This window comes from Bradyrhizobium sp. SZCCHNS30572, from assembly GCF_032484415.1.
In the GTDB taxonomy this organism is placed as follows: domain Bacteria; phylum Pseudomonadota; class Alphaproteobacteria; order Rhizobiales; family Xanthobacteraceae; genus Bradyrhizobium.
Window position 1 is genome coordinate 194,676 of sequence record NZ_JAUESY010000002.1, and the last position, 24,442, is coordinate 219,117.

Here is a 24,442-nt window from a genome sequence, read left to right on the forward strand (position 1 = left end):
CTCAACCTTCGAGCCCCGCAGAAGGCGGCTCTGAAGGGGAGAGGGGCCTTCGTTGGAGCGATTCCTGTTCCATTCGGGAACCGCGATCGGCCATGTCCGTTAACGATCGAGCAGCTCAATTGAGGCCCCACACCCTGACATTGAACCTTTGCGCGCACGCGCGCACCAAACCTGTGTTCGGCTCGTTGTGGAGCCGGTTCCAGGAAATTTCAGACTGACATCGGGGTTCACCCCGATGTGCTGTTCATTGTCGTTGAAGGAGGCGCGTATGGTCCTCAGGACTTTGAAAGTTTCGCTGTCCGTTTTCGCCGCTGCAACCTCGGTGGTATCGCTGTTTGCCGTCAGCTGGGTCGGTCTCGCACTGCTCGGCTACTGACAATTCACGCAACAAGGATCGAGGCGCATCTGTGCCTCGCGAGACGGAAAGCGCGCCCGGATCGAGACTGATCCGGGCGCGCTCGTTCTTGCCGATGCGAGAGGCGTTATGCGAAGGCCTTCTCCATCGTCTCGATCAGCACGCGGAACGACTTGTCGTGGCGCGTGATCGGCGGGATCGCCCGGGTGATGCCGAGCAGCTGATAGACCGCCATCTGCGCCGCGCGCACCGAGTATTCCACCGTGAACACGACGTCGTCGGGGATCTCGACGAACTGGCTGACGAAGGCGAGGTTCTTCGAGTTCGCCGGCACCGGCAGCGGCCGGTCCGCCTTGTTGCGCGGCATGAACATGCTGGTGATGTAGGGCAGGCGGCAGGGCACGCAGGTCGCCTGGTCGAACACCGAGAGATCGAAGTTGAGGTGGCCGCAGAGCTCCTTGAGAATGTCGGCGCCGCCGCAATCGGCCATCGCCTTCGGCACAAAATTGCCGATGCGATCGGGATGCAGCGCATAGCCCCAGAACACCTGCACGTCGGCAGGCTGATCGACGAAATGCGGCTGGTGATACAGCACGACCGACATCAGCCAGTTGGATTCGGTGAAGGTGACGAGCCCGCCGGTGCCGGCGGCGTTGCCGCTGAACGCCTCCATCGCGTCGAAGAAGCGCGGATTGCGGCAGGTGACGGTGAACGATTCCCAGCAGGATTCCGGTATCGATGAGTTGAACGCCGCGGGATTGCCAAAATCGGGGCGGTCCTTCGCGATCTTCTCCCACAGCGTCCAGCCCTGGCTGTCCTGCTTGGTGAGCCGCGGCGGCGGTGAATCCTGGGTGCCCAGGCTGGTCGCGTCCGTCATCGAGCCGTTCTGCAGGAAGACGAGATCGTCGCTCGACAGCGCAATCGTCTCCGGCTGGCCGTTGCGATCCAGCATCAGGCGCTTGACGACGTGCTTGCCGGCTTCCGTCGCGATCTCCATGTCGGTGACGTCGACGCCGCCAGCGAAATTCACGCCACGGCCCTCCAGCCATTTGACGAGCGGCACGACGATCGCGTCGTACTGATTGAACACGGTGCGCTTGACGCCAGCCAGCGTCTCGATGCGCGGAAACTCGTTCATGAAGCGATGCAGATAGCGCTTGAACTCGACCGCGCTGTGCCAGGGCTGGAACGCGAACGTCGTCTGCCACATGAACCAGAAGTTCGTGGTGAAGAACGGCGGCGACAGCCAGTCGGTGATGCGGGAGTTGCCGAGCTTCTCCTCGGAGGCCTCGGTCAGCCGCACCAATTCGAGCCGGTCCTGCATGGTGAAGCCCATGGTGGAGACGTCGACCTTGTGCCGGTTGCGGTCGACGAGGCGCGCCTGCGAATGCGCGACATGGACCTTGTTGAAGGCGATCGTTTCGTCGCGCACGGTGCGGTTGGGATCGCCGGCATCGGGGATGGTGGAGAGCAGGTCCCACGTGCACTCGTAGTGATCGGTCGTCAGCATGCGGCCGCCGCGCAGCGAATAGGAGCCGTCGGGCAGCCGCGCACCATCGAGGCTGCCGCCATAGGGCAGGTGCTTTTCGAAGATCGTGATGTCGCGGCCTTCGACGCCGCCGTCACGGATCAGGAATGCCGCGCCGGCCAATGCGCCGATGCCGCTGCCGATGAAATACGCCTTCATGATGGTTCACCCGGGATCGTGTGCTACGATCCGGGGCTTAGCCGCTGTGTTCCCTCGTGGAACTGATCCAGGTCAAGCGCTGCGACGCGCGGTGATCACGATCTCGCGTGGTCCGTCAGGCGAATGATTTCACCACCGACTGCAGCAGCGCCTTCAGCGATTTGTCGTAGGGCGTCACGGGCGGAATGGCCCGGTCGATCTTCAAGAGCTGATAGACCGCATGCATGGCCGCGCGCACCGAATATTCGATCGTGAAGACGGCGTCCTCAGGCAGCTCGACATATTGGCCGATGAAGGCGAGATTCTGCGAGGTGAGCGGCACCGGTAGCGGCCGGTCGCCATAGCTGCGCGGCATGAACATGCTCATGATGTAGGGCATCCAGCACGGCACGCAGGTCGCCTCGTCGAACACGGCGAGCGGGAAGCGCAGATGCCCGCACAGCTCCTTCAGGATTTCGGCGCCGCTGCACTCGGACATCGGCTTCCCCACGAAATTGCCGACGCGGTCGGGATAGAGCCCATAGCCCCAGAAGATCCTGATGTTGTCGGGTTGGTCCGGAAAGTATGGCTGGGTGTAGAGCACGATCGACATCCGCCAGTTCGAATCCTTGAACGTGACGAGCCCGCCGGTGCCGGCGACATTGCCGGTGAAAGTCTGCATCGCATCGAAGAAGCGCGCATTGCGGCAGGTCACCGTGAACGACTCGAAGCTCGATTCCGGAACCGATGAATTGAACGCGGCCGGATTGCCGAACTCGGGGCGGCCCTGTGCGAGCTTCTCCCACAGGGTCCAGCCGTGGCTGTCGTCCTTGGTGAGCTGTTGCGGCGGAGCCCCGTGGCTGCCGAGGCTGGTCGCATCCGTCATGGAGCCGGCCGTGTAGAACACCAGATCGTCGTCGGCGAGATCGATCGTGCGGCTCGCGCCGTCCTGCGTCAGAGCAAGCCTGACGGCGCGGTGCTTGCCGCTGATGGTGACGAGCTCGATATCGGTGACATCCGTGCCACCGACGAAGTTGACGCCGTGGCCTTCGAGCCAGCGGACCAGCGGCTTGACGATCGAGTCATTCTGGTTGTGCACCGTCCGCTTGACGCCGCCAAGCGTATCCATCATCGGGAATTCGTTCATGAAGCGGCGCAGATAGCGCCTGAACTCGACCGCGCTGTGCCAGGTCTGGAAGGCAAACGTCGTCTGCCACATGTACCAGAAATTGGTGGTGAAGAAAGGCGGCGACAGCCAGTCCGAGATCAAGGAATTGCCGAGCTTCTCCTCGGAGGCCTCGGTGAGCCTGGTCATCTCGATGCGGTCCTGCATCGAGAAGCCCATGGTGGAGACGTCGACCTTGTGCCGGTTGCCGTCGACCAGCCGCGCCTGCGCGTGGGTGACGTGGAGCTTGTTGAACGCCACGGTCTCCTGGAGGATGGTCTCCTGAGCGTTGGTTTCGCAGGGAATGGTCGACAGCAGGTCCCAAGTGCATTCGTATTGCTCGGTCGTCAGCATGCGCCCGCCGCGCATCGAGTAGGAGCCGTCCGGAAGACGCGTGCCGTCGAGGCTGCCGCCATAGGGCAGGCGCTTCTCGAAGACGGTGATGTCCGATCCGGAGATGCCGCCGTCGCGGATCATGAATGCTGCGCCTGAGAGCGAACCGATGCCGCCGCCGATGAAATAGGCCTTCATGAGACCGACCTGCAATCTAAGGGTTTGAAACACAATAACGAAAATGCGGGCAGGCGCGGCGTATCACAGGCCGATCAAAGCCCGCCGGGAGCCATGTTACCCCGGCGCGATGAATTAGTCGTCAACACGTTGAAGTCGTTTCGCGGGGCCGGCTCAATGCCCCGCCATGTGGCGGCCGATCTCGGTGAGATCGGCACCGCTCGCCCGGGTCTCGTAGACCAGCTGGCCGTGGAACATCACCACGAGGCGGTCCGACAGTTCGAGCAGCTCGTCGAGGTCCTCGCTGACCAGGAGCACGGCTGCGCCGCGGTTGCGGGCGGCCATGATCTCGGCATGGATCTGCGCCACCGCCGCGAAGTCGAGGCCGAAGCAGGGATTGGCGGCGATCAGCACCTCGACGTCGTGGCCGAGCTCGCGCGCCAGCACGGCGCGCTGCACGTTGCCGCCTGAGAGTGCCGAGATCGGCGTGTCCGGCGTGCGGGTCTTGATCTTGTAGCGGTTGATCTTGGCGGTCGCGTCCTTTCGGAAGGCGGACTTGTTCAGCCAACAGCCGCCGCGCGCGAACGGAACGCGGTCGAAATCGCGGAGCGCGATGTTGTCTGCGACGCTCATGCCGCCGACGCAGGCGTTCCTCAGTGGCTCCTCGGGGAGCAGCGACATCTTGTGCCGGCGCATCTCGTCGCGCGTGGCGGAATAGGCTGCGCCGGAAACTCTGACAGCGCCGCTCTCGGCCTCGCGCTGGCCGGCGAGCACCTCGACCAGCTGGCGCTGGCCGTTGCCGGAGACGCCGGCGATGCCGACGATCTCGCCGGCGCGTACGGTCAGCGACAGGTCATGCACTGCCAGGCCTCCGGCGTCGTCGCGGGCGACCAGCTTGTCGATCGCGAGCCTGATCGCACCGGCCGCGCCGGTGCGCGCCGGCTGTACGGTGAGCTGCTCGGCGCCGATCATCATCCGCGCCATGTCGTCGGGGGTGAGCTCGCCGACCTTGCCGCGGCCGGCGAGCTTGCCGCGCCGGAGGATCGTGACCTCGTCGGCGAACGCCATGACCTCGCGGAATTTGTGGGTGATCATCAAAATGGTCAGCTCGCCGGCCTCGACCATCTTGCGCAGCATGCCCAGGACTTCATCCGCCTCGCCCGGCGTCAGCACCGAGGTCGGCTCGTCCAGTATCAGGAAGCGCCGCTTCAGATAGAGCTGCTTGAGGATCTCGCATTTCTGCCGCTCGCCGGCGGAGATGTCCGACACTTTGGCGTCGAGCGGCACGCGGAACGGCATGCGCGCCAGGAAGGCCTCCAGCTCCTTCTTCTCCTTTGCCCAGTTGACCACCGCCGGTACGTCGTCACGCGCCAGCACCAGGTTCTCGGCCACCGTCATCGCCGGTACCAGCGTGAAGTGCTGGTAGACCATGCCGAGGCCGAGCGCATGCGCACCCCTGGGGTTGTCGATTGCGCGCTCGCGCTCGGCGATCAGCACATCGCCCTCGGTCGGCCGATAGTAGCCCATGATGCATTTGACCAAGGTCGACTTGCCGGCGCCGTTCTCGCCGAGCAGCGCGTGGAACGAGCCGGGCCTGACCTTCAGCTCGACATTGTCGAGCGCGGTGAACGCGCCGAAGCGCATCGTCATCGCGATGGCCTCGACGCCGAACGCGCCCGCAGGCGTCGGATCGTCGCCGATCACGACAGCGCCTCGATCAGCGCGGAGGAGGTCGCGACCGCGCCGAACACGCCGCCCTGCATCTTGATCATCTTCAGTGCGTGATCGTGATTGCCCTTGTCGGTGGCGCCGCAGCAGTCCGACAGCAGCACGCATTCGAAGCCGCGGTCATTGGCTTCGCGCATCGTGGTGTGGACGCACACGTCGGTGGTGATGCCGGTCAGCACGATGTTCTGGATGCCCTTGAGGCGCAGGATCAGCTCGAGGTCGGTGGCGCAGAACGAGCCCTTGCCGGGCTTGTCGATGACGATCTCGCCCGGAGCCGGCGCGAGTTCGGGAATGATCTCCCAGCCCGGCTCGCCGCGCACCAGGATGCGGCCGCACGGCCCGGGATCGCCGATCCCGGCGCCGATCTGCTGCGAGCGCCAGCGCTTGTTGGCGGGCAGGTCGGAGAGATCGGTGCGGTGGCCCTCGCGGGTGTGGATGATCAGGAAGCCCTGCGCGCGCATCACCGTCAGCAGCGTCTTGATCGGCTCGATGGGGGCGCGGGTCAAGGAGAGGTCATAGCCCATCTTGTCGACATAGCCGCCGACGCCGCAGAAGTCGGTCTGCATGTCGATCACGATCAGTGCCGTGTTCTCTGGACGGAGATCGCCGTTGTAGGGCCAGGCATAGGGCTCGGAGCGGATGGTGCGCGTGGTCATGATGGACCTCCGAAATCAGCGGGTGATGGACAATTCAGCCGGCGCGCCGCTCAGGGTGCGTTTCGGCGAGCAGGTGATGATCATGATCAGCAGCGTCAGGATATACGGCGCGGCATTGAACAGATGATAGCCGGAGGTGACGCCGACGGATTGCAGCGCCGGTCCGAGCGCGGCAGCACCGCCGAACGCCAGCGAGGCCCACAGGCACAGCATCGGGTCCCAGCGTGCGAAGATCACCAGCGCGACCGCGGTGATGCCTTGTCCCGACGACAAGCCCTCGTTCCAGCTGCCGGGATAGAACAGCGACAGGAACGAGCCGCCGATGCCGGCGAGGAAGCCGCCGGCCATGGTGGCGCGCAGTCGGATCATCAGCACCGAATGGCCCATCGCCCGCGCCGCATCGGCGCTCTCGCCGGCAGTGCGGATCAGGAGGCCCCAGCGCGTGGTCTTGAATGCCCACAGCAGCAACGGCGCGAGCACGACGCCGAGCAGGAAGAGGACGTTGATGCGCAAGGCCGCGCGCACCTGCGGCACGTCGCTCCACCAGCCGAAATCGATCGCCAGCAGCCGCGCGGCGGTGGGCTCGATCAGCGGCTTGCCAAGGAAGAAGGCGAGGCCGGTGCCGAACAGCATCAGCGAGATTCCTACCGCGACGTCGTTAACGCGCGGCAGCGAGCAGATGCCGGCGTGGAGCGCGCCGAGCAGCGCGCCGGTGAGGCCAGCGGCGAGCACGCCTGCCCACGGCGATCCCGTGAGATAGGAGATGCCATAGGCGCTCATTGCGCCCATCACCAGCGTGCCCTCGAGGCCGAGATTGATGCGGCCCGAACGCTCGGTGATGCATTCCCCGAGGCTCACGAACAGGAACGGCGTGGAGACGCGGATGGCGCCGCCGAGCACCGCGAGCGGCACGGTCCAGAGCCCGATATTGCCGTCAGCCATGGATCAGGACTTTCCCTTGAGGAAACCGATGCGGCCGTAGAGCGCGTCGCTCGCCAGCACCGAGATGAAGATGATGCCCTGCAGCACCAGCACCGAGGCGTCGGGCAGGCCGAGCCGGCGCTGCAGCAGTCCGCCCGACGCATTGATGCCGCCGAGCAGGATCGCGACCGGAATGATGGCGAGCGGATTCTGCCGCGCCAGGAACGCCACCAGGATGCCGGTGAAACCGTAGCCGACCGCGAGATTGGCGTTGGTGCGGCCCTGCACGGCGGCGACCTCGACCATGCCGGCAAAGCCGGCGCAGGCGCCGGCGAGAAAGCAGACGGTGAGGATCAATTTGCCGACCGACAGACCGACGATCTTGGCGGCGCGGATGTTGCCGCCGGCGACGCGCGCGGCGAAGCCGAAGGTGGTGTGGTAGATCAGCACATAGGCCGCGATGGCGGCAATCAGGCCGAACACCAGGCCCCAATGCACGTCGGTGCCGGGAATGCTGCCGATCATGTTGGCGGCGCCGATCTCGCGCGTCGACGGCTTGTTGAGGCTGGCCGGATCGCGCATCGCGCCTTCGACGAGATGGTTGAGGATCGCGAGCGCGATATAGACCAGCAGCAGGCTCGAGATCGTCTCGTTGACACCGCGATACTGCCGCAAGGCCCCGGACAGCAGGATCCACAACCCGCCGCCGGTCATGCCGGCGATCACCATCGCGATCTGCACCATCAGCGGCGGCATCCCCTGCAGCGCCAGTGCCGCCGAGGTTGCCGAGAGCGCGCCGATCAGGAGCGCGCCTTCGCCGCCGATGATCACCATGCCCAATTGCGCGGGCAGGGCGGTGCACAGCGCTGTCAGAATCAAGGGAGCTGCCCGCGTCAGCGTGTTCTGCCAGGAGAACCAGGTGCCGAACGCGCCGTAATACATGTACCAATAGAGATCGAGCGGGTTCTTGCCGAACAGCGCGACGAAGATGCCGAACACGATGAGCGCGGCGACCAGCGCCGCGCCCGGGATGAGAATGTATTCAATGCTCGCGCCATGGCGTTGCAGGAAACCTGCGTCGGCGGCCGGCGCGATGGCGGCCGCATCAACCGGATCGGCCGCCTCTGATGTCACGATGTGGCTCCGATCACGCCCTCGACCAGGTAGTCCATCTTCTCGAGCTCAGGATCCTTCTGGCCGCGCTCGGTGCCGGCGGTGATCACGGTGTTGCCCTTGTTGTCCTTGATCGGGCCCTTGAAGATGGTGTAGCCCTCACCGAGGAACTTGCTCTTGATGTCGTCGGCATGCTTGCGCGCCTGCTCGGACACCGCCTCGCCATACGCCGAGATCTTGACCACTTCTTCCTTGAGGCCGCCGCGATAGAAGTTCGGAATGCTCTCGCCAGCCTGGAGCATCTTGACGAACTTCGGATACAGCGCTTCCCAATTCCATTCTGCGCCGGTGAGATACGCTTTCGGTGCCAAAGGCGACTGGTTGACGTGATAGCCGGTGACGAAGGCGCCGCGGCGCGCGGCATTCTCCACCATCGTCTTGGGGCCGTCGACATGGCAGGTCAGGACGTCCACGCCCTGGTCGATCAGGCTGTTGGTGGCCTCGGCCTCCTTGACCGGCATCGACCAGTCGCCGGTGAAGATCACCTGCGTGGTGGCCTTGGGATTGGCGAGCTTGGCGCCGAGCGTGAAGGCGTTGATGTTGCGCAGGACCTGCGGGATCGGCTTGGCGGCGACGAAGCCGAGCTTGCCGCTCTTGCTCGTATAGCCGGCGACGATACCGGCAATGTACTGCGCCTCGTCGATATAGCCGAAATAGGAGCCGGCGTTCTTCGGGTCCTTCTCGCTCCACAGGCCGCCGCAGTGCTCGAAGCGCAGCTTCGGATACTTCGCGGCCATCTTGATCATGTGCGGATTGTAGTAGCCGAACGAGGTCGGGAAGAGCAGGGTGGCGCCGTCGAGATTGATCATCGACTCGATCGTCTTCTCGACCGCGTCGGTCTCCGGCACCTTCTCCTCTTCGATCACCTTCAGCCCGGGCAGCTTCTTCAGCGCCGCCGCGCCTTGCGCATGCGCCTGATTGTAGCCGTAATCGTCGCGCGAGCCGACATAGATGAAGCCGATCGTCGTCTCCGCTGCGAAGGCCGGCCGCAGGCCCGCGGCTGCGCCGAGCGTCAGCGCCGCGCCACCCTGCAACAGGTGCCGTCGTGAAATCCTGCCAAAGTCCATTGGTGAGCTCCCTCGGCGGGTCGGTCCGCCCGCGCTGTCATCTCGGCTTCACCGCCACGGCGGAGCCTTGAAGGGAGTGATCGCAAGCTTTGTGCCAGCGGCGCGCGGGAAGGCAGGCGCACCAAGCTATTGAAATGGCACGATTTTGCAGATGATCGCAGCTTAGGCAGACGAATTTCCCGCCCGATATCAGCCTAAAATTTAGTCAATTGACTTTAATTGTATGCAACGAGTTCGACCGGATGGAACCTGTACCGCTGCCTGCGACGCGGCGGCGGCCTCCAGCTCAAAGCGGTGCAGAACGAACGTCGCGGCGAGGAGGAGCGGGGCGCAATCGTCCTGCGCAGGCTGATCGCCGGCGGCGAGCCTTTTCATATCTGCTGCAGACCGTCTCGGGTCTCAGATCCCGAGCAGCCACACCGCGACGATGGTGCCGATCACTGCGAGCCCGCTGATCGTCCAGCCCGTCACATAGGCGCCGTCGTCAGATCCCGCGGGATCGACCATCGTGTCGCGCCAGCCTTCGTCCTGCCAGTGCCCCTGTTGGTACGCCATGCGAACCTCCTCGAGCCTGCCTCCCCGTGGAATAAGTCGGACGCCCCTCGAGAAGGTTCAACCCCAAGCTGAAATCTTCGTTGCATGCGCTGCAACGCAAATCCCCGACATCCCCTCTGGTCAGGCCGGCGAAACGTCCTAAGCTCGGAACGCGTTCCGCGAAGAGAACGAGCAGGTCGCCGGGACGGCATGGCCGTCCCGCAGCAGGGAAGGAAGACCATCCAATGAAGGATTTCGCCGGCAGGATCGCCGTGATCACCGGGGGCGGCACGGGCATGGGCCGCGAGCTCGCGCGCCAGCTCGTTGCCGAAGGCTGCAACGTCGCCATGTGCGACGTCTCGGCCGAGGCGATGGCCGAAACCAAGCGGCTGTGCGAGGCCGAGAAGCTGCCGCAGGGCCTGCGTGTCACCACCCATGTCGCCGACGTCTCGATCGAAGCCCAGCTGCAGCGCTTTCGCGATGAGCTCGCCGAGCAGCAGGCCACCGACAGGATCCACCTGCTGTTCAACAATGCCGGCATCGGCGGCGGCGGCAGCCTGTTCACCAACTCCCGGGAGCAGTGGGAGCGCACCTTCAACATCTGCTGGGGCGGCGTCTATCTCGGCGTCCGCACCTTTCTGCCGATGCTGCTGAAGGCAGACGAGGCCCATATCGTCAACACCTCGAGCGTCAACGGCTTCTGGGCCTCGGTCGGCATGGGCGTCTCGCACACCGCCTACAGCGCCGCGAAGTTCGCGGTGAAGGGATTTACCGAAGCGCTGATCAACGACCTCCGCCTCAACGCCCCGCACATCAAATGCTCGGTGGTGATGCCCGGCCACATCGGCACCTCGATCGTGTCGAACTCGCGCAAGGTGCAGAGCGGCACCGAGTCCGACGAGCTGAGCGAGACCGAGATCGGGCTTGCGCGCCAGCGCATGAAGGGCATGGGCATCGACGTCGCCGCCATGAGCGATGCCGACATCCAGGCTGCCGCCCGCGAGCGCGCCCGCAGCTTCCTCGAGGACGCGCCGACCACGGCGGCACAGGCGGCCAAGATCATCCTCGACGGCGTCAAGGCGGAGCAATGGCGCATCCTCGTCGGCGAGGACGCCAAGCTGCTGGACCTGCGCGTCCGCCAGTCACCGGAGCAGGCCTACGAGCCCGAGTTCTTCCAGCGCTTCGCGCAGGAGGCTGGGTGGAAGCTGGGGTAGGGCGGGTCCATTGGTGTAGTTGGGACGGGATCTCTCCCCCCGAGACGGTGAGCTCCCCTCCCCGCAAGGGGGAGGGGAGACGAGGCCGCCGCGCCGTCCCCGCAAAATGCGGAGACTAGGCAAAGCGTGAAAGCCATTAGGCCCGTAGGATCTTTGCTACGCCGCCCTCATTACCTCGACGACGCCACCCGGTACGCCATCCGCGTGTGGCTCGGGCAATACGGCAGCCCCTCGATCGGCTTCGATCCGCAGAAGCAGAAATCATCCGCGCCGGGCGTCGAGATCGGCCAGCGGCAGCGTTCCTTGGAGAGCTCGAACAGCGAGCAGCCATTCACGACGGTGCCGACCGGTTCCTCGACGATCGCAGGCGGCGGGTCGTTCTGGACCGCGCGCAGGATGCGGCGGCGCAGCTTCGGCACGGGACGGCGTGCGCCATCGCGTGTCGTCTCGGCGCGCACCACGCGCCTGGTGTCGCCGCCATTGTCGCGCGTCAGCGCCAGGCGGGAGATCTTGCCGATCACGGCGTTGCGGCTGACGCCGAGCTCGGCGGCGATCTCTCGGCAGGTCAGCCCGGCCTCAAAGTGCTGCTTCAGGGCCTGGAGCCGTTCCTCGGTCCAGGTGGGGAGTGTCTGTCGTTCGGCGGGCATTGTTGTCGCTTCCAAGTTTGATCCGTCCTGGATCGTCCTGGCCGACGGCTGCACCGAAACTGTTGTCCGCGTTGCGTGTCCCTAGCTTACGCCCGTCCGTTGTCGCGAATCGACAGCAGCCCATCCTTGATGGCGAGCCGGATGCCTTCTTCAATCAACGTTCTGCAGACACCCGGAACGCTGGTGCCGTGGGTTCCCTGTTTCACGAGCTTTTCGAGATAGCCGATGGTTGCCAGGGCTAGGGTTACGGGGATGCGGTCAGTTTCGGCTTTTTCCGTCGCCATGCCTAAAAGCTAGTCCGTAACCGGTGTACAGAAAAGTAACTTTTTAGACTCTATTAGGAATCCAATAGGTTGTACAGCGGCTTGGGGATAACTGGTTAAGATATTGAATTTTATCGTAATATGACGAATCGGCGAGGTCGCGATGGTGACTCTCCGCCCGCTCGGCGAGTCCGGGGCCGGAATGGTACGGGGACGCACGGGCCGGGAAGATTCGCGTGGGCTGCGGTGTCCGATGGTCGCTTCAACCGCCGCCGTCCTGCGGTGCGTGGTTGGGGAACCCTGGTGGGGATTGCTGGCCGAGCAGGCGGTCGGTCACCCGCGGCCACTGCGGCCTTCGGCTAGAAAAGTTCGTCATTCCAGAAATAACGCTTTCGCTTTTCCGGAAATCGTGCTTTAGTGTCGCCATCCCGCCTCGGCCGGAGGGGCGTTGCGCGCGATCGTCACGACACGCGAGGCGGGGAGCGATGGCCGCGATGGAGCCGAAGCGTGTTCTCAGGGACGCGCGGACGAACGGTTTTGTTGTGGACGTGAAGTCGCAGCGTGCTGACACCCCGACGCTGGTGTCCCCACGCAAGGCGCGCGAGCGCGTTGCGTGCATGGTGGCCAGAAAGCCCGGCGCACCAGGCAGACTGCGTATAAGCGTGAAGACCATCGCGCAGGGAAGGCCGGGCGTTCTCGGCTGCACCTGTGGTACCTGCCGCCTGCATTTTTCTCGCAGGCGGGCCGCAGGCGCCAGCCGGCGCCTGGCCTTCCCTGCGCCCTCCGACATTTCAGAGGGTGAGATCTGCAGCATGACCCGGGCAGGATCTGCCGCGGCAGCGCGACGTCACGCGTCGTTCGATGCGCTCCCTCGCGCGGCATCAATGGCATCGTCCCCGCGAACGCGGGGACCCATAACCCCAGGGAGCAGTTGGCTTGCGCAAGTCCAACCACCTCGCGTCACGACTTGGTTCGGTGGTTGGGTCTCTGCGTTCGCAGGGACGACAGCAGTGTGTTTGGCCCGACGCTCAGCCCTGTCTTCTCACCCGTGCACGACGGCCTTCGCGATCATGCAATGAATGCCCTTGGAGCCGTTGACAGTCTGGGTCACCCGCAGATCGGCGGCGAGGCTGCACAGCGTGTAGGCGTCCTCGCGCGACAAATTGCGCTTCTCGCCGAGCAGCACGATCATGTCGCGCAGCGCCTTCACCGCGCACTGGTCGAGGTCGGGGTCCATCGCCATCGTCATGTAGTGGGTGGCCGTCTCGGCGCGCGGATAGTCGAAGTTGAGATCCTTGCGCACGGTGAGACGGAAACGCCCCTGCAGCGCGGTCTCGATCGCGGTGACGCAGACCTCGCCGTCGCCCTGCACGCCGTGGCCGTCGCCGCAGGAGAACAGCGCGCCCGGCACGAACACCGGCAGATACAGCTTGGCGCCGGCGCCGAGCTCCTTGTTGTCGAGATTGCCGCCCATCGCACGCGGGATCAGCGAGGTGATGCGGCCCCAGGCCGGCGGCGGCGCCACGCCCATCACGCCGAAGAACGGCGCCAGCGGCAGCTCCAGGCCCCACGGCAGCTTGCCGACCATCCGGTCCTTGTCGAGCGGGATGTTCATCAGCCGGCTCTCGTGGAAATCGTCGGGCAGGGTGCCCGCCAGCGGCCGGATGAAATTGTAGCCCCAGTCCTGCCGCAGCTGGACGTCGAGGATGTCGACCTCGAGCACGTCGCCGACCTCCGCGCCCTTGACCGCGATCGGGCCGGTCAGGATGTGGCCGGGCACCATGCGCTCGCTGCGGGCGTGGACGTCGAACAATTCCGGCGGCACGTGGAATTTGCTGGTGTCGGGCACCACGTCGGGCCCGCCGCTGATCGAATCGATCGTGACCTCGTCACCGCTGTCGATCGTGAGCACCGGCTTCAGCCGGGATTCGAAGAAGCCCCAATGGCAGGTCTCGGGGCTCGCGTGCAGATGGTGATGGGCCATGGTCCTCTCATTCGTACCGGTTCGGGACCGAGCATAGCGCATCCGCCGGCCGCCGCAGAGAGATGGCGACGCATGGCCGCTGTCGTGTATGAGGGCGGCCGTGGCACCTCACTCCGCGCCGGAGCTCGCAATGTTCTTTGTGCTGTCGAAGACGCTCGGCCTGCTGGCACTGCCGACCAATTTCATGATCGCGCTGGGCCTCGCAGGCGCCATCCTGATGCTGACCCGCTTTGCCGTGCTGGGGCGCAGGCTGGTCGTCTCGGCCATGCTGCTGCTGGCGATCGTCGGCCTGACGCCGCTCGGCAGCCTGATGCTCTATCCGCTGGAGAGCCGGTTTCCGAAATGGGACCCGGCGAACGGTGCGCCCGACGGCATCATCGTGCTCGGTGGTCCCGTCGATTCCGACCTGTCGGTCATGTACGGCATGCCGGTGACGGTGGCGGGCGCCGACCGGGTGATCCAGGCCGCCGCGCTGGCGCGGCGCTATCCGAACGCGCGCATCCTGTTCACCGGCGGCAGCGCCAATCTGATCGCGACCGAGGCCAAGGAGGCCGACGTCGGCGCCGAGATCCTGCTCAGCCTCGGCGTCCCCAGGGAGCGGCTGTTGCTGGAGCGGCAGTCGCGCAACACCTACGAGAATGCGATCTTCTCCAAGGCGATGATCTCCCCGAAGCCGGGCGAGCGCTGGCTGCTGGTGACCTCGGCCTATCACATGCCGCGCTCGGTCGGGCTGTTCCGCAAGGCCGGCTTTCCGGTCGAGCCCTATCCGGTGGACTGGCGCGTCGGCCGCGTGCTCGACTTCGACGGCATCTCGCTGCTCGGCCTGCGCCGCGCCGACATCGCCGTGCGCGAATGGGTCGGGCTCGTGGCCTACCGCCTGCGCGGCCGCATCGACGATCTGTTTCCGGGACCGGCCTAGGCAATCGTCTTGCTGAAGCTCGCCGCTTTCGCGGCCAGCTCGCCGCGCACGCGCGCGACGACCGGCTCGTAGCGGCAGCTCGAATCCTGCCGGAACAGCCGCGCGCTCGGATACCACGGGCTGTCGTCGCGATCCCTGAGCCAGCGCCAGTCGGCGAGGTGGGGCAGCATGATCCAGGTCGGCCGTCCGAGCGTCGCGGCGAGATGCGCGACGCTGGTGCAAACGGTGACCACGACGTCGAGACAGGAAATCAGCGCCGCGGTCTCGACGAAGTCGGTCAACTCGACGGTAAGGTCGCGGATGCCGCTCTGCTGCGCCAGCACCGCCTTGTCGGCTGGCCGCAGCTCTTTTTGCAGGCTGATGAAATCCGCCCCGAGATCGAGCAGCGGCAGCAGGGTCGCAAGCGGCATCGAGCGGTTGCGATCGTTGCCCTGATGCGGATTGCCGGACCAGACGAGGCCGACCCGCAGCCGGTCATGCGCTCCGAGCCGCCGCTCCCAGGCCGCGATGCGCTCGGCCGGCAGTGGCGGGAGATAGCTTGGCGGTGGAATGGTATCGAGCGTGGTGCCGAAGGCCAGCGGCAGGCTCATCACCGGGCAGTGCATGTCGAAGACCGGCCGCTGCAGGTCCGGCGCGTAGGCGAGGCATTGCGTCACACCGTCGATGCCGGCCATCAGCGGCCGCAGCGCCTCGCGCACCACCAAGATCACCTTGGCGCCGCGCGCGGCGACCATCGGCACGTAGCGGGCGAACTGGATGGTGTCGCCGAAACCCTCGTCCTCCTCGATCAGGATGGTCTTGCCGGCGATGTCCTCGTGGCCCAGCCATTTGGACTCGGCAAAGCGCGGATAGTCGATCGAGAAATCCGGCATGGCCCAGCGCGCCTCGCGCCGGGCCCAGCCGGAGACGAAGTCGCCGCACTGCAGCTCGATATGCGCGAGCTGCCACGCCGCCTTGGGATGATCGGGGACGAGCGCGAGAATCTGCCGGTAGACGGCAGCAGCATCCTCGAAACGCAGGAGTTGCATCAGCGCAAAACCCTTGTTCAGCAGCACCTCGACGAAGTTCGGGCGCAGGCTCAGCGCCTCGTCGAACCACGGCAGCGCCTCCGCGTTGCGGCCGAGGCAGACGAACGCATCGCCGAGATTGTTGCTGGCCATCGCCTCGGTTGGCGCCAGCGCATGCGCGCGTTCACAATCGGCCAGATACGCGTCGTAGTGTTTGAGCTCGCGGAGGCACCGGGCGCGCATCTGCAGCGACTGCAGGTCATTCGGCTGCTGCGTCAGGCAGATCGTGAACGCCTGGGCAGCTTCCTCATAACGCTGCTGCTGATGCAGCAGCAGGCCGCTCTGGAACGCGGCCTCGCGGTGCGAAGGATCGATCGTCAGCGCGTGCTGATAGCTCAGCAGCGCCTCGGCGCCACGGTCGAGCGCCAGCAGCACGCCGCCCATATGCTTCCACAACTCGGCCTCGTCGGGCTTGAGCTGGATCGCCTTGTCGAAGACGGCGAGGGCGTCGTCGAGCCGGCCCATCTGCTTCAGGGTGAAGCCGAGGCTGGTGAGATAGTCGATCTTCGGCGTCTGTCGGATCGCGCGCGAGAACCACGCAACGGCATGGTCGTGCTGGCCGGTCTGCAGCGCGATGATGCCCATCAGCGCAAGGCTGTCGGCGTGGGCCGGGTCGGCCGCCAGCGCCTGCTCGCAGCACATCTGGGCATCGAGCAGACGCCCTCCGCCGAGGTGATGCAGTCCCGCCTCGTAGAGCGCGGCGGGCGACAGCACGGGCGTTCCGCCGGGGCCGGCCGTTGCGCTCTTGGCGCCTTCCTTCCGGTCGCTGCGGGTCATCGACTGATCCTGTCCGAGGATCGAAAATTCATAAGTGATTCCCGTAATATCGAGAAGGATCATGGTATGGCGGGCGAGCCCGAGGGCGGAAATACTGGCATCACGCGGTGCGAGGGTCTAACAAGCGCCCCGAAGTCGAACCACGCATTGGACCGGCAGCGGTGCGGTAGGGAGGGAGCGCCACATGCAACAGCCGAACGGGACGGACAGGCTGGATCTGGCGGCCATGGTGGCCGATCTCAACGGCCTGCTGCGGCTGAAGACGACCGTGATCGGCATCAAGATGTTCGCCCGCGTCGAGGACATGGAAGCGGTGGAGAAGATCCGCCGGCCCAACGCGGTGCACACCACCGACCAGATCGTCAGCATGGCCTCGCGGCTCGGCTGGACAGTCGGCATCACCGGAGATGATCTGGTCGGCGCGCAGTGCCGCGCGGTGATCGGGCTCGGCCCGCAGGACGACACCTGGCTCGAGGGCGCGAACTATGTCGGCGTCTGGCACGGCACGGCGGAGGACGCGCGCAAGCGACAGGAGGCGCTGGATGTCGTGCCGTTCGGCCGCTACCAGGCCATGGCCGTCAGCCCGCTGTCGAGCGGCCGGCTGGATCCGCCGGACATCTGCCTAGTCTATGCGACGCCGGGACAGATGATCATCCTGATCAACGGCCTGCAATATGTCGGCTACAAGAAGTTCGAATGGGGCGTCGTCGGCGAGACCGCCTGCGCCGACTCCTGGGGACGCGCGCTGAAAACCGGCGAGCCGAGCCTGTCGCTGCCATGCTTCGCCGAGCGCCGCTATGGCGGCGTGCCGGACGAAGAGATGCTGATGGCGCTGAAGCCATCCGATCTCGCCAAGGCGATCGCCGGCATGAAACAGCTTGCCAGGAACGGCCTGCGCTACCCGATCGCCCCCTACGGCATCCAGAACGACGTCCGCGCCGGAATGAATGTGTCTTATGGAAAAAAGTAGACCCGCAAACTCCGTCATTGCGAGCGCAGCGAAGCAATCCAGGGCTGAGGACGGGACTCTGGATTGCTTCGTCGCTGCGCTCCTCGCAATGACGGGGCACTAAAATCGCAGCTGATCGCTAGGGAACAAGAATGACGTCATCCAAGTTCGATATCATCGTCTATGGCGCGACCGGTTTCACCGGGCAGCTCGTCGCTGAATATTTGGCCACGCAATATCGCGGCGACAGCTCGCTGCGCTGGGCGATGGCTGGTCGCAGCCTCGACAAGCTCGCGTCCGTGCGCGATGCGATCGGCGCGCCCGCCGATACGCCGCTGATCGCGGCCGATGCCGCCGATCCTGCATCCCTAAAGGCCATGGTGGCGCAGACGAAGCTGGTGCTGACCACCGTCGGTCCCTATCAGCTCTATGGCAACGAGCTCGTCGCGGCCTGCGCCGAGACCGGCACCGACTACGTCGATTTGTGCGGCGAGCCGGTGTGGATGCGGCAGATGATCGACAAGCATCAGGCCACCGCCGAGAAGAGCGGCGCGCGCATCGTGTTCTCCTGCGGCTTCGATTCCGTGCCGTTCGAGCTCGGCGTCTATTTCGTGCAGCAGCAGGCCAAGAAGGTGCTCGGCGCCGCAGCGTCGCGTGTGAAGGGCCGCGTCCGCGGCATGAGCGGCACGCTCTCGGGCGGCACCGCGGCGAGCGCCAAGGCGACCTTCGATGCGGTCGCCAAGGATCTGAGCCTGGTCGCGATCCTCAAGGACTCGTTCGCCCTGACGCCCGGCTTCAAGGGTCCGAAGCAGCCGTCGGGCAACAAGCCCGTCTATGAGGAAGATCTGCAGTCCTGGACGGCGCCGTTCATGATGGCGCTGATCAACACCCGCAATGTCCACCGCTCCAACATGCTAATGGGTTTTCCCTACGGGCAGGACTTCGTCTATGACGAGATGGTGCTGACCGGCCCGGGCGAGAAGGGCGAGGCCAACGCCAAGAAGGTGATGGCGGCGAATGCCGAGAAAACCGGCCCCAACGCGCCGAAGCCGGGCGAGGGTCCCTCGAAGGAGGAGCGCGAGAACGGCTACTACAATCTTCTCTTCGTCGCGATAGCCCCCGACGGCCGCCAGGTCCGCGCATCCGTGAAGGGCAACCGCGATCCCGGCTACGGTTCGACCTCGAAGATGATCAGTGAATGCGCCGTCGGCCTGTTGCGCGACGGCGCCGGCGTGAAGGGCGGGTTCTGGACCCCGGGCGCGGCGCTCCGCGACAGCCTGATCCAGCGGCTGGTGGACCACGCCGGCCTGACGTTCACGGTGGAGGGCTAAGAGCGGTGGAATCCATCCGCCGCGGCCCAGAGAGCAACCATGACGTCGGCTAAATTCGACATCGTCGTTTATGGTGCAACCGGTTTCACCGGCCAACTCGTGGCCGAGTATCTCGCCGCGCGCGGTAGCGGCGAAGCCAAGCTGAGCTGGGCCATGGCTGGGCGCAGCCGCGACAAGCTCGCCAAGGTGCGCGATGCGGTCGGAGCGCCGCCTGATCTGCCGCTGATCGTGGCCGATTCCAGCGACCCCGGCTCCATTCGCACGATGGTCGATCAGGCTAGACTGGTGTTGACTACGGTCGGACCCTATCAGCTCTACGGGGCCGATGTGCTCGCCGCCTGCGTCGCTGCGGGGACCGATTATGTCGATCTCTGTGGCGAGCCGCTGTGGATGCGCCAGATGATCGAGAAGCATCGAGATGAGGCGGAGCACAGCGGTGCAAGAATCCTGTTCTCGTGTGGCTTCGACTCGGTGCCGTTCGAGCTCGGCGTGCTGTTCGTGCAGCAGCAGGCAAAACAGGTGCTAGGTGCGCCACAGCCGCGCGTGAAGGGGCGCATTCGCGGCATGAGCGGCTCGCTGTCGGGCGGCACTTCGGCGAGCGCCAAGGCAACAGCGGCGGCATTGACCGCCGATTTGAGCCTTGTGGCGATCATGAAGGACCCGTTCGCGCTGACGCCGGGATTCACCGGCCCGAAGCAGCCACCGGCCAACCGACCGATCTATGAGGAGGATCTCCAGTCTTGGGCCGCGCCGTTTGCAATGGCGCTGGTCAACACACGCAACGTCCATCGTGCCAACGTGCTGATGGGTTTTCCGTACGGGCAGGACTTTGTCTACGACGAAATGGTGCTGACGGGCGATGGAGAGGAAGGCCAAGCCAACGCCAAGTTGGTCATGGCGGCAAATGCCGAGAAGACCGGCCCGAATGCGCCCAAGGTCGGGGAGGGGCCCTCGAAGGAGATGCGGGACAACGGATACTTCGACCTGTTGTACGTCGCAGTGTCTCCCGACGGACGGCGCGTTTGCGCGTCGGTGAAAGGGAAGGGCGATCCCGGCTACGGTCTGACGGCGAGGATGATCAGCGAATGCGCCATCGGCCTGCAGCGCGATGGTGCCGTTGTGAAGGGCGGTTTCTGGACGCCCGGCGCCGCGCTCGGCGACAGCTTGATCAAGCGGCTGGTCGACCACGCCTGCCTGACGTTCACGGTGGAGGATTAGTAGGCTGCGATGTGCGGGCCGATCCCTGCGGATCGGTTCGCCTCGGCCTGATGGGCGCGCGTGGCGGCGATCATGCCCCACATCGTGCCGAGCATCAGGAAGAAATGCCGCCAGTGGTCGGTGTCGATGATGAAGCTTTCGCCGACGGTGCCGAGGAACGCCGAGAATACCGCGATGTAGGTGCGCTGCCAGGGCACGCGCACGAACAGATAGCGGAAGCCGAGAATGACAGTGGTGAACACCAGCGCGGGATAGCAGATGCCGGACAGCCAGCCACCCGACATGAAGGCGTTCAGATAGGAGTTGTGGGTGTCCTCGGGGAAGTAGTTGTGGAACTGCAGCGGCCCGATCCCGAACGGCAGGTCGAGCGCCATGTCGGCGCCGAGAATGTGGCGTCCGAAGCGTCCGAACCGGCCCTCGTCATAGCTCTGGTCGAAGCTTGCCCGCTGCTTGAACATGTCGGCGATGGAATCGATCGAGAGCAGAACGCCGATCAGAACGATGCCGGCCACGGCGGCCGCCAACGTCATGAAGATGATGCGGGAGCGCTCGCCCCGCGTCTGGCTGGTGAGCACCATCATTGCCAGCATGAAGGCGGCGGTGAGGACAAGGCCGCCCCAGGCCGCGCGCGAGAAGGCGAGCAGGATGGCGAGCGCCATCACGCCGAGCGCAAAGCTGGCGCGCAATGTCGCGGCGAAGCGGGCGGTCACGACGTTCTGCAGCGCGAGCAGCGCCGGCAGGATCAAGAACGCGCCGAGCACGTTGGGGTCCTTGAACGTGCCGCGCGCGCGGCCATACAAGGTGAGGAGATCGTAGCCACCGGGCACCAGATGGAAGTAGCCGGCGACACCCGCGAGGGCCGCGATCGCGCCGCCCATCACGAGGCCGCGCCGGAGCATGTCGAGCCGCGCTTCGGTGTCGTCCGACGTGAGCATGGCAATGAAGATCGCCGTGAACGCCATGTACCAGGAGGTGGCGATCCAGGTCGCGATCTTGGAATCGTCGAGCAGCGGTATCGCGCTGATCGTGTAGCCGAGATTGACCAGGACCAGCAACAGGAGGAGCGGCAGGAAGACGAGGCGCAGCCTGATGCCGGTCGCGAAGAACACCGCGGCGGAGGCGAGCGTGACGAGCTCATAGGGGCTCGGTTCGATGAACACGATGGCGCCGGAGACCCCGACCAGCCAGACCAGCGTGCGCTGCAGGGCGACGACGCCCGGAGGGGCCATCGGCCTGGATGCGAACTCTTCGGCTGCTGCCGTCACGGCCATCGCGAACTCACACTCATACGCAACGCACGGCGGGATCGGCCAGACACACGCGCGAAGCGGACGTGGGCCCGCTCCGGATCCCCGCGATCAATAGGCGTTCTCGCTCTTGGTCATCAGCGCCAGCGGCGTCTTGAGCAGGATGTAGAGGTCGAACAGCACGGACCAGTTCTCGATGTAGTAGAGGTCGAACTCGACTCGCTTCTGGATCTTCTCCTGGTTGTCGATCTCGCCGCGCCAGCCGTTGATCTGGGCCCATCCAGTGATCCCCGGCTTGACGCGGTGGCGGGCGAAGTAGCCGTCGACGGCCTCGTCGAACATCCGGTTCTGCAATTTGCCCTGCACGGCGTGCGGCCGCGGACCGACCAGCGAGAGGTTGCCCTTGAACACTACGTTGAACAGTTGCGGCAGCTCATCGAGGCTGGTCTTGCGGATGAAGCGGCCGACGCGGGTCACACGTGGATCGTTCTTGGTGACGACCTTGGACGCCGTGGGATCAGCCTGATGGTGATAGAGCGACCGGAACTTGAAGACGTCGATGCGCTCGTTGTTGAAGCCGAACCGCTTCTGCCGGAACAGCACCGGTCCCGGGCTGTCGAGCTTGATCGCAAGCGCAACCAGCGCCATCACCGGCAGTGCGAGCAGCAGGATGAGGCCGCCGACCAGTCGATCGAACAGCATCTTCATCACCAGGTCCCAGTCGGTGATGGGAGCCTCGAACACGTCGAGCGTCGGGACCGCGCCCAGATAGGAGTAGGAACGCGGACGGAAACGCAGCTTGTTGGTATGGGCCGAAAGGCGGATGTCGACCGGCAGCACCCACAGCTTCTTCAGCATGTCCAGGATGCGTGTCTCCGCCGAGATCGGCAGCGCGAACAGCACCAGGTCGACGCGGGTGCGGCGGGCAAACTCGACGATATCATCGACCTTGCCGAGCTTCGGCGCACCGGCGCAGGCTTCGAGCGATCGCGAGTCGTTGCGGTCGTCGAACACGCCGAGGATCTCGATCTCGGAGTCGTCCTGCGCCTTCAGCGCACGCACCAGGTCCTCGCCGCTCTGGTCGGCTCCGACGATGATGGTCCGTCGATCGAGACGTCCTTGCCTGGCCCAGCTGCGGATCAGGTTGCGCAGCACGACGCGGCTCGCGATCAGCGCGCCGAGCCCCACGAAGAAGAACGCGGCGAGCCAGAGACGGGAGACTTCGCTGCCGATCTTGGCGAAGAAGGACAGTCCTATGAACAGCAGGAACACGAAGCAGTAGGACGAGACCATCCGGGTCATCTGCCGCACCTGGGCGCGGAAGACCTGGATCTGGTAGATGTCGGCGGCCTGGAAGCACACCACCGTGCTCACGGCGAGGCCGACGATGGCAACGAGATACTCCCAATGGAAGCCGCTGAGCGGCACCACGTAGCCGAAATAGACGGCGCTGCCGACGACGCTCAGCAGTACGAAATCGGTGATGCGGACGATGCCGGCGAGGACGATCGGAGAGTAGGCGCGGTGAACCTTCTGATTGGCGACCGCCAGGGCCGCCGGCGACAGGCGGCGACGCCGTTCAACGGCCGGCTTGCCTGCCGCGGCCGTCGATGCGGCCGTGGCCGCAGCAGCATCCAACATCGAGCGAGCGTTGATCGGTTCCACAGTCGTACAAGCCCGGATTATGTTTGTTAGTATTTGTGGTCATGTAAGCGCTGATAGCGCCGGGGGAAATTCCCCACCGGCGGGATTAAGGGCCAAATCGGAAGAAACGGTTAGCGATGGTAAATGACGTCAGGTCTTGGTAAACGCCTCGCGGTAGCTGTCGAGCACGCCCTCGACCATCGCCTTCTGCGAGAAATGCTGGAAGATCCGCTCGCGCAGCGCCTTGGCGCGCAGCTGCGCGGTAGCCGGATCGTCCAGTGCGGCTGCAATGGCGTCGGCCAGCGCGGTCGCGTTGCCTGGCATGAACATCGCGTCGTCGTGCGCCCCGAAGATCTCGGGGATGCCGCCGACCCTCGCCGCGATCATCGGAACCCCAGCGGCTCCCGCCTCGATCACGACATAGGGCATGGAATCGCCGCGCGACGGAACGACGAGCAGTCGTCCTTTGGAAAATCCGTCGCGGGCCTTCACATGGCCGATGAAACGCACCGCGGCCGCAAGACCGAGGCGTTCGACCTGGGCTTTGAGCTTCGACATCTCCTCGCCGTCGCCGCCCAAGGTCAGCGTCAGCGGCCGGCCACGGGAGCGCAACTGCGCGACAGCGTCGATCAGCAGATCCGTGCCCTTGATGTGCCTGAACTCGCCGACATAAGCCAGGTCGGTCTGGTCCTGAGCCGGCGTGACCGGGTCGAATTCGCCTGCAGTGACGCCGTTGAAGACGCAATTCACCAATCCGTTGGGATGGCCGATCATGCGCTCATAGGTATCGCGGGCGAAGGCGCTCTCGAACAGGAAGAGATCCGTCCGGTTCATCAGCGCACGTTCAAGCCGGCCATACAGCGCGCCTTTGAGCGTGTCGAGCGGGTAGTGCAGCGAGCCGCCGTGAGGCGTGTAGATGCGGATCGTTCCTGGCCGATGCGGCAGCAGGCGTACGAACGCGCCGGCTTTGGCGCCGTGGCCGTGCAGCACGTCGGGGGCGAGCGCGCGGGAGAGGCGATGGAATCGGCTGAGTGCCAGAATGTCGCTCGGCCAAGGCTCCCGATGAATGGGAACGCGGTGCACGCCGAGTGTCAGGCGAGGCGCGATCTGGGCCAGCGCGGCATCGGCGCGTTCGCCGCCGGTCAGGCTGTCCGCAATGATGCCCACGTCATGCCCGCGATCGACCTGGCCGTTGGCAAGGTCGAGGATGTGCCGAAAGATGCCGCCGACGGGAGCTCTGACCGCGTGAATGATTTTGAGAGGTTTGTTCTGCGACGGTGCCATATCGAACTCGCCCGCGCCTTCGGCCTGCGCGTGGTTTAGCCAGGCGTCGCTGCGCGAGCTGATCTGACGACTGGCGGATAGAGGAAGCACGGGCGCCTCTCGTCGCTGAATATTGATAGCTCC

Annotated in this window: 21 protein-coding genes; 6 read left to right on the top strand and 15 right to left on the bottom strand. The window is 65.2% G+C overall.

All coding sequences use genetic code 11. The features are described 5' to 3' along the window. Positions 1-482: 482 nt before the first annotated feature. The 8 genes from QX048_RS05875 to QX048_RS05910 form a co-directional block, all read right to left on the bottom strand. The gene (locus QX048_RS05875) at positions 483-2,042 is read right to left on the bottom strand and encodes an oleate hydratase (protein ID WP_315827199.1); all 1,560 of its coding nucleotides are present in this window, start codon (positions 2,040-2,042) and stop codon (positions 483-485) included. Between the two features lie 115 nt (positions 2,043-2,157). Further along, positions 2,158-3,717 carry an oleate hydratase gene (locus QX048_RS05880; protein ID WP_315827198.1) on the bottom strand — a complete coding sequence of 520 codons (1,560 nt, stop codon included), beginning with the start codon at positions 3,715-3,717 and terminating at the stop codon, positions 2,158-2,160. Between the two features lie 153 nt (positions 3,718-3,870). Further along, on the bottom strand, positions 3,871-5,346 hold the full coding sequence (locus QX048_RS05885) for an ABC transporter ATP-binding protein (protein ID WP_315827297.1): 1,476 nt from the start codon (positions 5,344-5,346) through the stop codon (positions 3,871-3,873). Positions 5,347-5,396: 50 nt separating this feature from the next. Next, complete coding sequence (locus tag QX048_RS05890) at positions 5,397-6,080, bottom strand: isochorismatase family cysteine hydrolase (protein ID WP_315827197.1); 684 nt, start codon at positions 6,078-6,080, stop codon at positions 5,397-5,399. A 15-nt stretch (positions 6,081-6,095) separates the two neighbouring features. Continuing rightward, entirely contained in the window at positions 6,096-7,022 is a 927-nt protein-coding gene (locus QX048_RS05895; RefSeq protein WP_315827196.1) for an ABC transporter permease, read from the bottom strand. Positions 7,023-7,025: 3 nt separating this feature from the next. After that, positions 7,026-8,135, bottom strand: a complete 1,110-nt coding sequence (locus QX048_RS05900) for an ABC transporter permease (RefSeq protein WP_315827195.1) — start codon at positions 8,133-8,135, stop codon at positions 7,026-7,028. Then, complete coding sequence (locus QX048_RS05905; RefSeq protein WP_315827194.1) at positions 8,132-9,241, bottom strand: BMP family ABC transporter substrate-binding protein; 1,110 nt, start codon at positions 9,239-9,241, stop codon at positions 8,132-8,134. Before QX048_RS05905 ends, QX048_RS05900 begins: the two co-directional genes overlap by 4 nt. Positions 9,242-9,640: 399 nt before the next feature. After that, positions 9,641-9,796 (bottom strand): hypothetical protein, encoded by a 156-nt coding sequence (locus QX048_RS05910; RefSeq protein ID WP_315711478.1) that lies wholly within the window; start codon positions 9,794-9,796, stop codon positions 9,641-9,643. Positions 9,797-10,020: 224 nt separating this feature from the next. On the opposite strand from QX048_RS05910, the gene QX048_RS05915 reads away from it, so the two are divergent. After that, entirely contained in the window at positions 10,021-10,989 is a 969-nt protein-coding gene (locus QX048_RS05915; protein ID WP_315711480.1) for an SDR family NAD(P)-dependent oxidoreductase, read from the top strand. Between the two features lie 170 nt (positions 10,990-11,159). Here the strand turns inward: QX048_RS05915 and QX048_RS05920 are convergent, their stop codons facing one another. From QX048_RS05920 to QX048_RS05930, 3 genes are all read right to left on the bottom strand, one after another. Then, complete coding sequence (locus QX048_RS05920; RefSeq protein ID WP_315827193.1) at positions 11,160-11,636, bottom strand: GcrA family cell cycle regulator; 477 nt, start codon at positions 11,634-11,636, stop codon at positions 11,160-11,162. Between the two features lie 86 nt (positions 11,637-11,722). Next, the gene (locus QX048_RS05925) at positions 11,723-11,920 is read right to left on the bottom strand and encodes a hypothetical protein (RefSeq protein ID WP_006614936.1); all 198 of its coding nucleotides are present in this window, start codon (positions 11,918-11,920) and stop codon (positions 11,723-11,725) included. 1,021 nt (positions 11,921-12,941) lie between these two features. Further along, positions 12,942-13,883, bottom strand: coding sequence for an acetamidase/formamidase family protein (locus QX048_RS05930; protein ID WP_315711483.1), 942 nt, complete (start codon positions 13,881-13,883; stop codon positions 12,942-12,944). Positions 13,884-14,013: 130 nt separating this feature from the next. Here QX048_RS05930 and QX048_RS05935 point away from each other — a divergent pair, with 130 nt between their 5' ends. Then, positions 14,014-14,802 (top strand): YdcF family protein, encoded by a 789-nt coding sequence (locus QX048_RS05935; RefSeq protein WP_315711485.1) that lies wholly within the window; start codon positions 14,014-14,016, stop codon positions 14,800-14,802. On the opposite strand, the gene QX048_RS05940 is transcribed toward QX048_RS05935, so the two are convergent. Further along, the gene (locus QX048_RS05940; protein WP_315827192.1) at positions 14,799-16,646 is read right to left on the bottom strand and encodes a tetratricopeptide repeat protein; all 1,848 of its coding nucleotides are present in this window, start codon (positions 16,644-16,646) and stop codon (positions 14,799-14,801) included. The genes QX048_RS05935 and QX048_RS05940 overlap by 4 nt on opposite strands. 184 nt (positions 16,647-16,830) lie before the next feature. On the opposite strand from QX048_RS05940, the gene QX048_RS05945 reads away from it, so the two are divergent. The 3 genes from QX048_RS05945 (at position 16,831) to QX048_RS05955 (ending at position 20,144) form a co-directional block, all read left to right on the top strand. After that, the gene (locus QX048_RS05945; RefSeq protein ID WP_315711487.1) at positions 16,831-17,616 is read left to right on the top strand and encodes a DUF169 domain-containing protein; all 786 of its coding nucleotides are present in this window, start codon (positions 16,831-16,833) and stop codon (positions 17,614-17,616) included. A gap of 131 nt (positions 17,617-17,747) precedes the next feature. Further along, positions 17,748-18,926: a saccharopine dehydrogenase family protein gene (locus QX048_RS05950; protein WP_315711488.1), complete on the top strand. Its 1,179-nt coding sequence runs from the start codon at positions 17,748-17,750 to the stop codon at positions 18,924-18,926. A gap of 39 nt (positions 18,927-18,965) precedes the next feature. Then, positions 18,966-20,144 carry a saccharopine dehydrogenase family protein gene (locus QX048_RS05955; protein ID WP_315827191.1) on the top strand — a complete coding sequence of 393 codons (1,179 nt, stop codon included), beginning with the start codon at positions 18,966-18,968 and terminating at the stop codon, positions 20,142-20,144. Here QX048_RS05955 and QX048_RS05960 read toward each other — a convergent pair. The 3 genes from QX048_RS05960 to QX048_RS05970 all read right to left on the bottom strand — a co-directional run bounded on the left by QX048_RS05960 (position 20,141) and on the right by QX048_RS05970 (position 24,256). Next, positions 20,141-21,415 carry an O-antigen ligase family protein gene (locus tag QX048_RS05960; RefSeq protein ID WP_315827190.1) on the bottom strand — a complete coding sequence of 425 codons (1,275 nt, stop codon included), beginning with the start codon at positions 21,413-21,415 and terminating at the stop codon, positions 20,141-20,143. The genes QX048_RS05955 and QX048_RS05960 overlap by 4 nt on opposite strands. Before the next feature lie 87 nt (positions 21,416-21,502). Next, the gene (locus tag QX048_RS05965) at positions 21,503-23,032 is read right to left on the bottom strand and encodes an undecaprenyl-phosphate glucose phosphotransferase (RefSeq protein ID WP_315755021.1); all 1,530 of its coding nucleotides are present in this window, start codon (positions 23,030-23,032) and stop codon (positions 21,503-21,505) included. Positions 23,033-23,185: 153 nt separating this feature from the next. After that, on the bottom strand, positions 23,186-24,256 hold the full coding sequence (locus QX048_RS05970) for a glycosyltransferase family 4 protein (RefSeq protein WP_315712597.1): 1,071 nt from the start codon (positions 24,254-24,256) through the stop codon (positions 23,186-23,188). Here QX048_RS05970 and QX048_RS05975 point away from each other — a divergent pair. Further along, positions 24,206-24,358, top strand: coding sequence for a hypothetical protein (locus QX048_RS05975; RefSeq protein ID WP_315827303.1), 153 nt, complete (start codon positions 24,206-24,208; stop codon positions 24,356-24,358). The two genes, QX048_RS05970 and QX048_RS05975, sit on opposite strands and share 51 nt — an antisense overlap. Positions 24,359-24,442 lie beyond the last annotated feature (84 nt).